This is a genomic window from Pseudomonas sp. LBUM1664 (genome assembly GCF_059695895.1).
Genome location: NZ_CP166791.1, coordinates 5,575,921 through 5,589,340 on the forward strand (window position 1 = coordinate 5,575,921; position 13,420 = coordinate 5,589,340).

The window sequence follows — 13,420 nt, forward strand, 5'->3', positions numbered from 1 at the left end:
AGGGGATCGAAAGGCGTTCTTGCAGCTAAATTGCCACGGCGATAAAGTCGGTGAAATCCAACTTTTCTAACCTTCAGTCAGTGGATCACTAAACTATGAGCATTCGCCGCCCCGATCCTCTGGCCCAAGTCAGCGACTTTGATATTCGCCTGTTGCGCATTTTCCGCAGTGTGGTGGAGTGCGGTGGGTTCTCTGCGGCGGAGACGGTGCTGGGCATCGGCCGCTCGGCTATCAGCCAACAGATGAGTGACCTTGAACAACGCCTGGGACTGCGCCTGTGCCAACGCGGGCGCGCGGGGTTTTCCCTGACCGAGGAAGGTCGCGAGGTCTATCAATCGGCATTGCAGCTATTAAGTGCGCTGGAAAGCTTTCGCACCGAGGTCAATGGCCTGCATCAGCATTTGCGTGGGGAACTGACCATCGGCCTGACCGACAATCTCGTCACGTTGCCCCACATGCGCATCACCCACGCGTTGGCTCAGTTGAAGGAACGCGGGCCTGATGTACAGATCCAGATTCGCATGATTGCCCCCAACGAAGTCGAGCAAGGCGTACTCGACGGTCGCCTGCATGTCGGCGTGGTCCCCCAGGCCAGCGCCCTTTCCGGGCTGGAATATCAGCCGCTCTATAGCGAACGCTCGCTGCTGTATTGCGCGGTCGGGCATCCGCTGTTTTATGTGGATGACCAGAAACTCGAAGACGCCCGCCTCAACAGCCAGGACGCCATCGCTCCGACCTTTCGCCTGCCGGTCGAGATTCAGGCCCATTATCAGGCCCTCAACTGCACTGCCAGTGCATCGGACCGCGAAGGCATGGCGTTCCTGATCCTCACGGGGCGCTACATCGGTTACTTGCCGGATCACTACGCCAGTCTCTGGGTCCAGCAGGGCCGGTTGCGTGCGCTGAAACCCACGGCACGCTTCTATGATCTGAGCCTGGCCTCGGTCACGCGCAAGGGGCGCCGCCCTCATCTGGTGTTGGAAAGTTTTCTTGAGAGCCTGGCGGCAACCCGCTGAAGCCTTTGCCCGTTGTGGGCTTTTATAGCAGTGGCACTTGTCGGATCGCCGCCGGTGCGTTATCAACGCATTGCTTGCCCACAGACCCAGCCCGGAAACGTCCATGACCTTTGAAGTCCCTGCCCACGGTGGCAAGCCCGCCAGCCGCATTCGTCAAAAGAACGAAGAGACCATCCTCAGGGCTGCCGAGGATGAATTCGCCCGTCACGGATTCAAAGGCACCAGCATGAACACCATCGCGCTGAATGCCGGGCTGCCCAAGGCGAACTTGCACTATTACTTCACCAACAAGCTCGGGTTGTACGTGGCGGTACTGAGCAACATCATCGAATTGTGGGACAGCACTTTTAATACCCTCACAGCCGAGGATGACCCGGCCGAGGCCTTGACCCGCTACATCCGCGCCAAGATGGAGTTCTCCCGCCGCCAGCCACAGGCGTCGCGAATCTTTGCCATGGAAGTGATCAGCGGTGGCGAGTGCCTGACCGAGTATTTCAACCAGGATTATCGCGCCTGGTTCAAGGGCCGCGCGGCCGTGTTCCAGGCCTGGATCGATGCCGGCAAGATGGACCCGGTCGACCCGGTGAACCTCATCTTCCTGTTGTGGGGCAGCACCCAGCATTACGCCGACTTCGCCACCCAGATCTGCCGCGTGACCGGTCGCAGCAAGTTGACCAAGCAAGACATGGTCGATGCTGGCGACAACCTGATCCGCATCATTCTCAAGGGCTGCGGCCTGACACCCGTCCTCTAAGATCCTATGCCTTTTACCCTTGCCGGCTTTTGCGAATACCGCGAAGAAATTCGCAAAAGCCGCTTCATCACCTTCGCCGCCCCCATTACCTGCCCCGCCGACGCCCAGGCGTTTATCCAACAGCACAGCGACCTGAACGCCTCGCACAATTGCTGGGCCTGGAAGCTGGGCGATCAATATCGCAGCAACGACGACGGCGAGCCGGGCGGCACCGCCGGACGGCCGATCCTGACAGCCATCGAAGCCCAGGCGTGCGATCAGGTCGCGGTGCTGGTGATCCGTTGGTATGGAGGAATTCAGTTGGGCACGGGCGGGCTGGCCCGCGCTTATGGCGGCGGCGCAAACAAATGCCTGCAGAACGCCGGGAAGGTTGAATTGATCAGCCGCGTGGCGCTGCGCTGTACCTGTGGGTTCGCGGAACTGGCCCTGGTGAAATTGCGAGTCGCCGAATGCGGCGCGCTGGTGAGTGAAGAAAGCTTTACGGCAAATGGTGTGGAGTTGCAGTTGGCCGTGGGTGAGGCGCAGATCCAAACGCTGCACAAGCAACTGGCCGACCTGAGCCGTGGACGGATTCTGTTAGCACGATGAGATCGAAGGCTTGCGACCTTTCAGGGCGCTGCGCAAACGTGCAACTTGCCCACATCCACTGTGCACCCGGCTGTGGATAACCTGAGCACATTCCTCTGTAACCCTTCTGTCATGCGGGTTTCCGGCCGTTGTTCATTTTTTGTCCAAAGCGCCGGTATTCATACAAATCCATCAGAAAAACAATCGCTTGCGCCGGTTTATCACCTTTAGAAGAAAGTCGCGCGGTGCTTATGCCCGACCTTCCGGCTTGCGCACAATAACTGTGGAACAACCTGTGGATAACCCGTTCATGGCTCACTCTGCCCCATGAACGGTATGGCTCGCAGCTTTTTGGTCATTTTTTAACCACCTATTTCAGGGCAAAATAGGTGTCCGAATAAAACCGTTTGCCCCATTGCGGTGCCGATCAATGGCCAGAGGTATGGGCTGCATGACCCGCCAAGAGCCTCCAGGTTGGGGTTCAGGGCAATTTCTTGACCTACTGGCCAGGAAATTGCTTTGCACAGGCATTCATGTCCATTGACCCGAGCCTGTCATGTCCAACCCCGACTCCATCCCGCGCCTGCAATTGCGCAAGATCAGCAAACGCTACCCCGGTTGTCTGGCGAACGATGCGATCGACCTGAGCATCCAGCCCGGTGAGATCCACGCCCTGCTCGGCGAAAACGGTGCGGGCAAAAGCACCCTGATGAAAATTATCTACGGCGTCACCCAGGCCGACTCGGGCGAAGTGATCTGGCAGGGCGAGCGGGTCACCCTGCGTAACCCGGCCCAGGCTCGCGGCCTGGGGATCGGTATGGTGTTCCAGCATTTCTCGTTGTTCGAAACCCTCACGGTCGCGCAGAACATTGCCCTGGCCATGGGTGCGTCAGCCGGTACGCCGGCACAGCTGGAACCCAGAATCCGCGAAGTTTCCCGGCGCTACGGCATGGCGCTGGAACCGCAGCGACTGGTTCACAGTCTGTCGATTGGCGAGCGCCAGCGGGTAGAAATCATTCGCTGCCTGATGCAGGACATTCGGCTGCTGATTCTCGATGAACCCACCTCGGTGCTCACCCCTCAAGAAGCCGAAGAACTGTTCACGACCCTTCGCCGCCTGGCGAGCGAGGGCTGCAGCATTTTGTTTATCAGCCACAAACTGGGCGAAGTGCGGTCGTTGTGCCACAGCGCTACGGTGCTGCGCGGCGGACGGGTGTCGGGGCACTGCACCCCGGCACAATGCTCGGACCGCGAACTGGCGCAGTTGATGGTTGGCGAAGCTGCGGGGCTGATCGCGGACTACCCCAAGGTCAGCGCAAGCGAGGCGTTCCTTCAAATTCGCGCGCTGTCATGGCACAACCCGGACCCGTTTGGCTGTTCATTGCGGGAGATAAACCTGCAGGTATGCAGCGGCGAAATCGTCGGTATCGCCGGGGTGGCGGGCAATGGCCAGGACGAATGGCTGGCGTTGCTCAGTGGCGAAACACAGCTGCCTCGCCATGAGGGCGAGACGATTCGTTTCGGCGGGCAACCGGTGGCTCATCTGCGCCCCGACGCCCGTCGTCGCCTTGGGCTCGCGTTTGTTCCCGCCGAACGCTTGGGCCACGGCGCCGTGCCGCAGTTGAGCCTGGCGGATAACGCCTTGCTCAGTGCCTTCCAACAGGGACTGGTCAGCCATGGGCTGATTCGGCGAAGCAAGGTCGAGCACCTGGCCGAAGAAATCATCCGGCGCTTTGGCGTGAAGACACCCGACACCAAAACCCCGGCACGCAGCCTCTCGGGGGGCAACTTGCAGAAATTCATTCTCGGCCGGGAAATCCTTCAGCAGCCAAAGCTGCTGGTGGCGGCGCACCCCACCTGGGGCGTAGACGTCGGCGCGGCGGCGACCATTCATCGAGCCCTGATTGCCCTGCGCGATGCCGGCGCAGCCATCCTGGTGATCTCCGAAGACCTCGACGAATTGTTTCAGATCAGCGACCGCCTCGGTGCCTTGTGCAGCGGGCGTCTGTCGGCCTTGAGGCCCACCGTCGAGACCCGGCTCAGCGACGTCGGCGGCTGGATGGCCGGCCAGTTCGACACCCCACAATCCCCTGCCCCCGTGCCGGTTTAACGGAGCTTTGCATGCTGCTTTCTCTCGAACCTCGCGGCCAGCAATCGCGCCTGATGCTCTGGTGCTCGCCGCTGCTGGCCGCCGTGTTGACCCTGGGCTGTGGCTCACTGCTGTTTGTCGCCCTGGGTCATGACCCGCTGCAAACGCTGTACACCCTGTTGATCGCCCCGATCAGCGATTTGTACGGCGTATCCGAATGGCTGGTCAAAACCTTGCCGATCCTGCTGTGTGCCCTCGGTCTGGCGGTGGCCTATCAGGCACGAATCTGGAACATCGGCGCCGAAGGTCAACTGCTGTTGGGCGCCCTGGCCGGCAGTGCCTTGGCAGTCAACATCATCGACATGCAAAGCCGCTGGGCACTGGTGCTGATTCTGTTGACCGGCACCCTGGCCGGTGCGGCCTGGGCCGGGCTCACGGCGTGGCTGCGTACGCACTTTAATGCCAACGAAATCCTGACCAGCATCATGCTCAATTACATCGCGCTGAACCTGTTGCTGTTTTGCGTCCACGGGCCGCTGAAAGACCCGGCCGGGTTCAACTTCCCAGAGTCAGCGATGTTCAGCGACGCCAGTCGCCTGCCGTTGCTGCTGGAGGATGGCCGCCTCCATGCCGGGCTGTATTTCGCCCTGCTGGCGCTGGTGGCGGTGTGGGTATTGCTGCAGAAAAGTTTTATCGGGTTTCAAATCAAAGTGCTGGGCCTGGACGCACGCGCCGCCGGTTTCGCCGGTTTTCGCCAGAAGCCGCTGGTATGGCTGGCGCTGTTGATCAGCGGTGCGCTGGCCGGGTTGGCCGGCGTCTGCGAAGTGACCGGGCCGATCGGCCAACTGGTGCCGCAGGTATCGCCGGGCTACGGCTACGCGGCAATTACCGTGGCGTTCCTGGGTCGTCTCAATCCCATCGGCATTCTGTTTTCCAGCCTGTTGATGGCCTTGCTGTACATCGGCGGCGAGAGCGCGCAAATGTCGCTGAACCTTCCCCAGGCGATCACCCAACTCTTCCAGGGGATGATGCTGTTTTTCCTGTTGGCCTGCGACGTACTGATTCTGTACCGGCCACGCCTGAACCTGCGCTGGACCCGGCGCACCCGGACCACCGCCGTACAGGCAGGAGCGCTGTGATGGATATCGACCTGTTGAGCAATATTTTCTACGCCATGGTCCGCTGCGGCACGCCGTTGCTGCTGGTGGCCCTGGGTGAATTGGTCTGCGAAAAAAGCGGCGTCCTGAACCTGGGTCAGGAAGGCATGATGCTGTTCGGCGCGGTGATCGGTTTTATCGTTGCGTTCAACAGCGGCAACCTGTGGCTGGGCGTGCTGCTGGCGATGGCCGCCGGGATGCTGTTGTCGGCGCTGTTTGCATTGGTGGCGCTGGTGTTCAATGCCAACCAGGTGGCTACTGGATTGGCGCTGACGATTTTCGGCGTGGGCCTGTCGAGTTTTGTCGGGGCCGCCTGGGTCGGCAAACCGCTGGCGGGGTTCGAGCCGCTGGCCATTCCTTACTTGAGTGACATCCCGCTGATCGGACGGATGCTGTTTGCCCAGGATCTACTGGTGTACCTGTCTTTCGCGCTGTTTGCCCTGGTGACGTGGGTGATTGTGAAAAGTCGCGCCGGGCTGATCATCCAGGCGGTCGGGGAGAATCCAGATGCCGCCAGCGCCATGGGCCTGCCAGTGCTGCGGGTGCGAACCCTGGCAGTGCTGTTCGGCGGCGCCATGGCTGGGTTGGCCGGCGCTTATCTGTCGTTGGCCTACACGCCGATGTGGGCCGAGAACATGAGCGCCGGGCGCGGCTGGATCGCTCTGGCGCTGGTGGTGTTCGCCAGTTGGCGGGTTTGGCGCCTGCTCCTGGGCGCCTACCTGTTTGGCCTCGCCAGCATCTTGCACCTGGTGGCTCAAGGCTTGGGGCTGGCCATTCCATCGAGTTTGCTGGCGATGCTGCCGTATGTCGCGACCATTGTGGTGCTGGTCTTGTTGTCCCGGGATGCGGTGCGCACGCGGCTTTATGCGCCGGTGTCGCTGGGGCAGCCTTGGCAGGCTGGGCATTGAGGTAGCTCCCACAGACCTTCAGTGATCTGTGGGAGCAAGGTTTGCCCGCGATGAGGCCTGAACAGGCAACACCTGAACCAAGCCCCACGCCAATTCAAAGAACAGGAAAACCCACAACACCGCACTGGCGCCATGGAGCAGTGCATAAAGCTGCCAGGCGGCAAACAGAAACCGCCCCGCCGCGTCATAACGCCCATACACCGGCTGCGGATCACGAATCCGCAGCACCGCCCACACGCAAACAATCGAACCCAGCAGATTCGCCATCAACAGGTGCATCGGCGCAAACACTGGCAGCTCGCCAGGCAGGTCGAACATTTGGGTGATGCTGACCAACAAGCCGTACACCGTCGCAAAACTCCACGGCGTGGCAAACGCCGCTGTCACGATCAGGTCGTACCAGGCACTGCCACGCACCAGTCGGCGGTATTGCATTGAACTCCACATCGGCATTGCTCCAAATAATCGGGGAGCAAAGAGGCTAAAGCCTGGGGTATGCTCCAAGGTCAAGCCCCCCGGAGACCCGCCATGCGCATTGGTGAACTGGCACAGGCCTGCGCCGTCAGTCGTGACGCGCTGCGTTTTTACGAGCAGCGAGGTTTGATCGCGGCGGGGCGCAGTGCCAATGGCTATCGCGATTACCCCGCCGACATGGTGCAACTGGTGCTCTATATCAAGACGGCCCAGCGTCTGGGCTTTACCCTCGGCGAGATCGGCAACAGTGTCGCCGCCCTGTGGCACGCACCGGACCCGGACCGCGCCGTGACGCAATTGCTGCAAGACAAACTGAACCTGATCGAAACCCGCATGAGCGAACTCGACGCGTTGCGTCACGAGCTGAAACAACGGCTCGGGCAACGTTGTCCATTAAATCCGTGACCTTTTTCTTTCAAGGATGCCTTCATGAATTCGGCAAAAAAAGCATTGATCATCGGCGCCTCCCGGGGCTTGGGCCTCGGTCTAGTGAAGACGTTGCTGAGCGATGGCTGGAACGTGACCGCTACCGTGCGCAACCCACAGAACGCAGAGGTTTTGAAAGCGCTGGGCCCGGTGCGAATCGAAAAACTCGACATGGACGACCAGCAAGCCGTGATTGCCCTGAGCCAGCAGCTCAAGGGTGAAACCTTCGACCTGCTGTTCGTCAATGCCGGCGTCAAAGGCCCGGACAACCAGAACCCCGGCGGCGCGACACTGGCCGAAGTCGGCAAGCTGTTCTTCACTAACGCAGTGGCGCCGATCAACCTGGCCCAGCGTTTCGTCGGCCAGATCCGCGACGGCAGCGGTGTGCTGGCGTTCATGAGTTCGGTGCTGGGCAGCGTGACCATGCCCGATGCGCCGGAGCTGGCACTGTACAAGGCGAGCAAAGCTGCGCTCAATTCCATGACCAACAGTTTTGTTACCCAATTGGGCGAACAGACATTGACGGTGCTGTCGCTGCACCCGGGCTGGGTAAAGACGGACATGGGCGGTGAAGGGGCGCAGATTGATGTCCAGACCAGTACCCGTGGATTGATCGACCAGGTCAATGCCTTTGCCGGTAAGGGTGGGCATCACTTCGTCAACTACAAGGGCGAGACGATTCCCTGGTAACCCAGCCTACCCCCTGCTCGCGATTGCGGTCTAACATTCACCATGATGTCGACTGACACACTGCTATCGCGAGCAGGCTCGCTCCCACATTTGGTTCTTGGCGGGTGCTGGAAATGTGCCAGGCAACCTGAGTAAACTCCGAACCTCGCCCCCCACGGCGACCCTGGATCAGCAGACAGGGCATCACTGAGCTGGCTAACCTGAACCCACTTTCAGAGGAGCCGGCCACCATGCCTGCGATCCGTACCTGGCTAAAAAATCCCCTCGCCATCTTCACAGCCAATGGCCTCGATGCCCGTGGCGGTCTCGTCCTGCAGGACGGTGTGATCGTCGAACTGCTGAGCGCCGGCCAGCAACCCGCACAGCCTTGTGACACTGTCTTCGACGCGCGCGAGCATGTGATCCTGCCGGGGCTGATCAACACCCATCATCACTTCTACCAGACACTGACTCGCGCCTGGGCGCCGGTGGTGAACCAGCCGTTATTCCCGTGGCTGAAAACCCTCTACCCGGTGTGGGCGCGGCTGACTCCGGAAAAACTCGCCCTGGCGAGCAAAGTGGCACTGGCCGAGCTGCTGCTTTCGGGCTGTACCACAGCGGCCGATCATCATTACCTGTTTCCCGAAGGCCTGGAAAATGCCATCGACGTGCAGGTGCAAAGTGTCCGTGAACTGGGCATGCGCGCGATGTTGACGCGCGGCTCCATGAGCCTGGGCGAGGCCGATGGTGGCTTACCTCCGCAGCAGACCGTGCAGCAGGGTCAGGTGATTCTCGATGATAGCCAGCGCTTGATCGCCCACTACCATGAGCGCGGCGACGGTGCGCAGATCCAGATTGCCCTGGCACCCTGCTCACCGTTTTCGGTAACGCCCGAGATCATGAGCGCCAGCGCCGAATTGGCGGAAAGTCTCGACGTACGCCTGCACACGCACCTGGCCGAAACCCTCGATGAAGAAGACTTTTGCCTGCAACGCTTCGGCCTGCGCACCGTGGATTACCTGGACAGCGTCGGCTGGCTCGGCCCGCGTACCTGGCTGGCCCACGGCATTCATTTCAACCCTGACGAAATCACCCGTCTCGGCGCCGCCGGCACCGGCGTCTGCCATTGTCCCAGTTCCAACATGCGCCTGGCCTCAGGCATTTGCCCGACCCTGGACCTGACCGCCGCCGGTGCACCGCTGGGCCTGGGGGTGGACGGTTCGGCGTCCAACGATGCCTCGAACATGATCCTTGAAACCCGCCAGGCGTTGTACATCCAGCGGCTGCGCTATGGCGCGCAAGCGATCACGCCGCAGCGGGTACTGGGCTGGGCGACCCGGGGCTCGGCGCAATTGCTGGGACGCAGCGATATCGGCGAACTGGCGGTGGGCAAGCAGGCTGACCTGGCGCTGTTCAAACTCGACGAACTGCGCTTCTCCGGCAGTCACGACCCGGTCTCGGCCCTGCTGCTGTGCGGCGCAGACCGGGCGGATCGGGTGATGATCGGTGGTCAATGGCGGGTGATCGACGGGCAAGTCGAGGGGTTGGACTTGAAGGGGTTGATTGCCGATCACAGCCAGGCGGCGCGCGAGTTGATCGCCGGAGCCTGACCGGACGCCATCGCGGGCAAGCCTTGCTCCCACAGGTCTCGCGGCAAGGCTGCCTTCATAAACACCCACCATTCACTGTGGGAGCAAGGCTTGCCCGCGATGCTCTTCTAGAGGCCCAGCAACGACAACATGATAAACGTCGCAAACAGCACAAAATGGGTCATGCCCTCGATGGCATTGGTTTCACCATCGTTGAGGTTGATGGCGCTGACGATCAGGGTGATGAAGATCATCACGGTCTGCACCGGCGTCATTGCCATCTGGAAAGGCTGGCCGGTGTAGAGCGCCATGGCTTCCATCACCGGCACCGTCAGGATCACGGTGGACAGCGAAGCCCCCAGCGCGATGTTCACCACCGACTGCATGCGGTTCGCCAGGGCGGCGCGCAGGGCGGTGAGGATTTCCGGTGCGGCGGAGATGGCTGCCACCAGAATCGCCGTGACCACCGGCGGCGCGCCGGAACCCTCCAGCCCCAGGTCGATGGCCTTGGACATGACTTCGGCCAACGCACCGATCACCACCACGCCGAACACCAGTGCACCGATGGAAAACGTCAGGCTGATGGGTTTTGGCTCGTTTTGCGCCGGCTCTTTCTTGCGACGTTTTTCCGGGTAGCTGTAACTGAAAAAGTAACTGTGGGGCCCTACCTGCATGCGCAGGAACAGGGTGTACAGCACGATCATCGCGCCGATGGTGAACGCCGAATACGTTTTCCAACTCGCTTGGGGAATGAACTCCGGCACCACCATCGACACGCCCATGGCGGTGAGGATCATCACGCTATAGGTACGCGCCGAATCGTCGTTGTACACCTGCTCGCCATGCTTGATTCCCCCCATCAGGGCCGCGAGCCCGAGAATGCCGTTGATGTCGAGCATCACTGCGCTATAGATCGTATCCCGCACCAGGGTCGGCGACGCTTCGTTACTCATCATGATCGCCAGGATCACCACCTCTACCAGCACCGCCGACAGGGTCAGAATCATGGTGCCGTAAGGATCACCGACCTTTTCCGCCAGCAACTCGGCGTGATGAGCCACGCGCATGGAGGCCGCAACGATGAAACCGATCAGGACCAACCCGCCGATCAACGCCACCCTCTGCCCGCTGCCCAATAGCCAGTGTTCCAACGGATAGGCGACAAATGCGGCAATCAGCGCCAGCAACAGTAGCTTTTCTTGCTTGATCAAATTGAGCATTGCAGGCCTATAACCGTGGGCAGGTTCATGAGCTACAGACTGTGGGGGGCCGCGAACGTTTCGTCCGAAGTGACGCACCAGTGGATGGCGAGTGGTTGGCTGGACGCACCTTTATCGATCCCAGGGGCCTCATCGCGGGCAAGCCTTGCTTCCACCGGTATTGCATCGCACTTGTGGGAGCAAGGCTTGCCCGCGATGGCTGCATCAAGGCATCGAGGTTTTGTTGTCCTGTTGGTCAGCATTTTGCATTGAGGTTGTACAGCCCACCTCACAACAAAATGGAGTTCGAGTTCATGCACAAACGCCCCTTGAAGAAATTGCTTTGCGCCGTCGTCGCGGCCGTCGGTCTGAGCGCCGGCCTGAATGCCAGTGCCGCCGACCCGCTGAAGGTCGGCTTCGTCTACATCGGCCCCATCGGCGACCACGGCTGGACCTATCAGCATGAACAAGGGCGCAAAGAACTGGCGGCTAAATTCGGCGACCAGATCACCAGCAACTATGTGGAAAACGTTCCCGAAGGCGCCGACGCCGAGCGGGTGATCCGCAACATGGCCAAGGACAAGTACGACCTGATCTTCACCACGTCCTTCGGCTACATGAACCCGACGCTGAAAGTCGCCAAGCAATTCCCCAAGGTGATCTTCGAACACGCCACCGGCTACAAGCAGGACAAGAACCTGGGCACTTACCTGGCCCGCACCTACGAAGGCCGCTACGTTGGCGGCTTTCTCGCGGCCAAAATGACCAAGACCAAAAAAATCGGCTACGTCGCCTCCTTCCCGATTCCAGAAGTCATCCGCGACATCAACGCCATTCAACTGGCCCTGAACAAGTACAACCCCGGCACCGAAATCAAAGTGGTATGGGTCAATTCCTGGTTCGACCCGGGCAAGGAAGCCGACGCCGCCAACGCGCTGATCGACCAGGGCGTGGATGTGGTGTTCCAGCACACCGACAGCCCGGCGCCGATCCAGGCTGCCGAGCGACGCGGCGTATACGCGGTCGGCTACGCGTCAGACATGGCCCACTTCGGCCCCAAAGCCGTGCTGACCTCCATCGTCAATGACTGGGGCCCGCACTACATCCAGGCGACCCAGAGCGTGCTCGACCATAGCTGGAAATCCCAGGACTACTGGGGCGGCCTGAAAGAAGGCACGGTGAAGCTGCCGATCAGTGACCTGGTGCCAGCGCCGGTCAAGGCTGAAGCCGAGCAAATCATCGCCGACATCGAGAGCGGCGCCTTCCACCCGTTCACCGGGCCAATCAAGGACCAGGCCGGCGTCGAGAAAATACCGGCCGGCGTGAGCGCCACCAATGCCGAACTGGCGTCGATGAATTATTACGTCGAAGGCATGAAGGCTGAGATTCCGAAGTAACTGGCGAACCAACACAAAACCCTGCTCGCGATAGCGGACTGACATTCAACATTGATGTCGACTGATGGATCGCTATCGCGAGCAGGCACGCTCCCACAGAGGTCTCCATTTTCAAATTCAGGAAAGCAGCATGAACAGCCTGCCCATCATCGACATCAGCCCTCTCTACGGCGATGACCCCGGCGCCTGGCAATCGGTCGCCGACCAGATCGACCGAGCCTGTCGCCAGTGGGGCTTTTTCTACATCAAGGGTCACCCCATCAGCCCGGCGCGCATTGCCCAGGTACTGGACAGCGCCCAACGATTCTTCGCCCTGCCCGTCGAAGAGAAACTCAAGATCGACATCACCCAAACCCGCCACCATCGCGGCTACGGTGCCGTCGCCACGGAACAACTGGACCCGGCCAAACCCAGCGACCTGAAGGAAACCTTCGACATGGGCCTGCACTTGCCGGCCGATCACCCCGAAGTGCTGGCGGCAAAACCCCTGCGTGGCCCCAACCGGCACCCGGACCTGAGCGGCTGGCAAACCTTGATGGAGCAGCATTACCGCGACATGCAGGCGCTTGCACAAACACTGCTGCGGGCCATGACGCTGGCCCTTGGCATCGCGCGGGACTTTTTCGACGCACGCTTCAACGAGCCGGTGAGTGTACTGCGCTTGATCCACTATCCGCCGCGTCACACCGCCAGTTGCGCCGAGCAGCAAGGCGCCGGCGCCCATACCGATTACGGTTGCATCACCCTGCTCTACCAGGACGCCGCCGGTGGCCTGCAAGTGCGCAACGTCAAGGGTCAATGGATCGACGCGCCGCCCATCGACGGCACGTTCGTGGTCAACCTCGGCGACATGATGGCGCGCTGGAGCAACGACCGTTACTTGTCCACACCGCATCGGGTGATCAGCCCGCTGGGCGTAGACCGCTATTCGATGCCTTTTTTTGCCGAGCCGCACCCCGACACGCTGATCCAGTGTTTGCCCGGCTGTCAGGATGACGCCCATCCGCCGAAGTACTCAACGACCACCTGCGCGCAATTTCTGCTGTCGCGCTTCGCCGACACCTATGCTTACCGGCGAGAGCAAGACGCGGTGTAGTGGATCAGCCGGTCAGGTTTTACCAGACATCGCGGCCAGCCCCTGTAGAATGCCCGCCATCGATTCGCTGATGAGAAAA

Annotated in this window: 13 protein-coding genes; 11 read left to right on the top strand and 2 right to left on the bottom strand. The window is 60.8% G+C overall.

Translation table 11 applies throughout. The features are described 5' to 3' along the window. The first annotated feature begins 95 nt into the window (after window positions 1-95). The 6 genes from ACA047_RS26005 to ACA047_RS26030 all read left to right on the top strand — a co-directional run bounded on the left by ACA047_RS26005 (window position 96) and on the right by ACA047_RS26030 (window position 6,491). A complete protein-coding gene (locus ACA047_RS26005; RefSeq protein ID WP_497354284.1) occupies window positions 96-1,016 on the top strand; it encodes a LysR family transcriptional regulator in 921 nt (306 codons plus the stop codon). A gap of 103 nt (window positions 1,017-1,119) precedes the next feature. After that, window positions 1,120-1,770: a TetR/AcrR family transcriptional regulator gene (locus tag ACA047_RS26010; RefSeq protein ID WP_497354286.1), complete on the top strand. Its 651-nt coding sequence runs from the start codon at window positions 1,120-1,122 to the stop codon at window positions 1,768-1,770. A 6-nt stretch (window positions 1,771-1,776) separates the two neighbouring features. After that, window positions 1,777-2,358 carry an IMPACT family protein gene (locus ACA047_RS26015; RefSeq protein ID WP_497354288.1) on the top strand — a complete coding sequence of 194 codons (582 nt, stop codon included), beginning with the start codon at window positions 1,777-1,779 and terminating at the stop codon, window positions 2,356-2,358. Window positions 2,359-2,893: 535 nt separating this feature from the next. Beyond that, the gene (locus ACA047_RS26020) at window positions 2,894-4,447 is read left to right on the top strand and encodes an ABC transporter ATP-binding protein (RefSeq protein ID WP_497354290.1); all 1,554 of its coding nucleotides are present in this window, start codon (window positions 2,894-2,896) and stop codon (window positions 4,445-4,447) included. 11 nt (window positions 4,448-4,458) lie between these two features. Next, entirely contained in the window at window positions 4,459-5,565 is a 1,107-nt protein-coding gene (locus ACA047_RS26025; RefSeq protein ID WP_497354292.1) for an ABC transporter permease, read from the top strand. Continuing rightward, window positions 5,565-6,491, top strand: a complete 927-nt coding sequence (locus ACA047_RS26030; protein ID WP_497354294.1) for an ABC transporter permease — start codon at window positions 5,565-5,567, stop codon at window positions 6,489-6,491. The genes ACA047_RS26025 and ACA047_RS26030 overlap by 1 nt, the downstream gene beginning before the upstream one ends. 18 nt (window positions 6,492-6,509) lie before the next feature. On the opposite strand, the gene ACA047_RS26035 is transcribed toward ACA047_RS26030, so the two are convergent. After that, window positions 6,510-6,938: a hypothetical protein gene (locus ACA047_RS26035; RefSeq protein ID WP_497354296.1), complete on the bottom strand. Its 429-nt coding sequence runs from the start codon at window positions 6,936-6,938 to the stop codon at window positions 6,510-6,512. Window positions 6,939-7,019: 81 nt separating this feature from the next. On the opposite strand from ACA047_RS26035, the gene ACA047_RS26040 reads away from it, so the two are divergent. The 3 genes from ACA047_RS26040 to ACA047_RS26050 all read left to right on the top strand — a co-directional run bounded on the left by ACA047_RS26040 (window position 7,020) and on the right by ACA047_RS26050 (window position 9,670). After that, complete coding sequence (locus tag ACA047_RS26040) at window positions 7,020-7,370, top strand: MerR family transcriptional regulator (protein WP_497354298.1); 351 nt, start codon at window positions 7,020-7,022, stop codon at window positions 7,368-7,370. 24 nt (window positions 7,371-7,394) lie between these two features. Continuing rightward, window positions 7,395-8,081: an SDR family oxidoreductase gene (locus tag ACA047_RS26045; RefSeq protein WP_497354300.1), complete on the top strand. Its 687-nt coding sequence runs from the start codon at window positions 7,395-7,397 to the stop codon at window positions 8,079-8,081. A 230-nt stretch (window positions 8,082-8,311) separates the two neighbouring features. Next, window positions 8,312-9,670 (top strand): 8-oxoguanine deaminase, encoded by a 1,359-nt coding sequence (locus ACA047_RS26050; protein ID WP_497354302.1) that lies wholly within the window; start codon window positions 8,312-8,314, stop codon window positions 9,668-9,670. Window positions 9,671-9,777: 107 nt separating this feature from the next. Here ACA047_RS26050 and ACA047_RS26055 read toward each other — a convergent pair whose 3' ends face one another. Further along, window positions 9,778-10,869: a calcium:cation antiporter gene (locus tag ACA047_RS26055; protein ID WP_497354304.1), complete on the bottom strand. Its 1,092-nt coding sequence runs from the start codon at window positions 10,867-10,869 to the stop codon at window positions 9,778-9,780. A gap of 293 nt (window positions 10,870-11,162) precedes the next feature. Here ACA047_RS26055 and ACA047_RS26060 point away from each other — a divergent pair, with 293 nt between their 5' ends. After that, a complete protein-coding gene (locus ACA047_RS26060) occupies window positions 11,163-12,245 on the top strand; it encodes a BMP family ABC transporter substrate-binding protein (RefSeq protein ID WP_497354306.1) in 1,083 nt (360 codons plus the stop codon). Between the two features lie 130 nt (window positions 12,246-12,375). Then, complete coding sequence (locus tag ACA047_RS26065; protein ID WP_497354308.1) at window positions 12,376-13,341, top strand: 2-oxoglutarate and iron-dependent oxygenase domain-containing protein; 966 nt, start codon at window positions 12,376-12,378, stop codon at window positions 13,339-13,341. The last annotated feature ends 79 nt before the right edge of the window (window positions 13,342-13,420 follow it).

Bases quoted from the DNA above. Each gene is read 5' to 3' on its own strand.
- ACA047_RS26005 (WP_497354284.1), top strand. From the start codon at position 96: ATGAGCATTCGCCGCCCCGATCCTCTGGCCCAAGTCAGCGACTTTGAT.
- ACA047_RS26010 (WP_497354286.1), top strand. From the start codon at position 1,120: ATGACCTTTGAAGTCCCTGCCCACGGTGGCAAGCCCGCCAGCCGCATT.
- ACA047_RS26015 (WP_497354288.1), top strand. From the start codon at position 1,777: ATGCCTTTTACCCTTGCCGGCTTTTGCGAATACCGCGAAGAAATTCGC.
- ACA047_RS26020 (WP_497354290.1), top strand. From the start codon at position 2,894: ATGTCCAACCCCGACTCCATCCCGCGCCTGCAATTGCGCAAGATCAGC.
- ACA047_RS26025 (WP_497354292.1), top strand. From the start codon at position 4,459: ATGCTGCTTTCTCTCGAACCTCGCGGCCAGCAATCGCGCCTGATGCTC.
- ACA047_RS26030 (WP_497354294.1), top strand. From the start codon at position 5,565: ATGGATATCGACCTGTTGAGCAATATTTTCTACGCCATGGTCCGCTGC.
- ACA047_RS26035 (WP_497354296.1), bottom strand. From the start codon at position 6,938: ATGTGGAGTTCAATGCAATACCGCCGACTGGTGCGTGGCAGTGCCTGG.
- ACA047_RS26040 (WP_497354298.1), top strand. From the start codon at position 7,020: ATGCGCATTGGTGAACTGGCACAGGCCTGCGCCGTCAGTCGTGACGCG.
- ACA047_RS26045 (WP_497354300.1), top strand. From the start codon at position 7,395: ATGAATTCGGCAAAAAAAGCATTGATCATCGGCGCCTCCCGGGGCTTG.
- ACA047_RS26050 (WP_497354302.1), top strand. From the start codon at position 8,312: ATGCCTGCGATCCGTACCTGGCTAAAAAATCCCCTCGCCATCTTCACA.
- ACA047_RS26055 (WP_497354304.1), bottom strand. From the start codon at position 10,869: ATGCTCAATTTGATCAAGCAAGAAAAGCTACTGTTGCTGGCGCTGATT.
- ACA047_RS26060 (WP_497354306.1), top strand. From the start codon at position 11,163: ATGCACAAACGCCCCTTGAAGAAATTGCTTTGCGCCGTCGTCGCGGCC.
- ACA047_RS26065 (WP_497354308.1), top strand. From the start codon at position 12,376: ATGAACAGCCTGCCCATCATCGACATCAGCCCTCTCTACGGCGATGAC.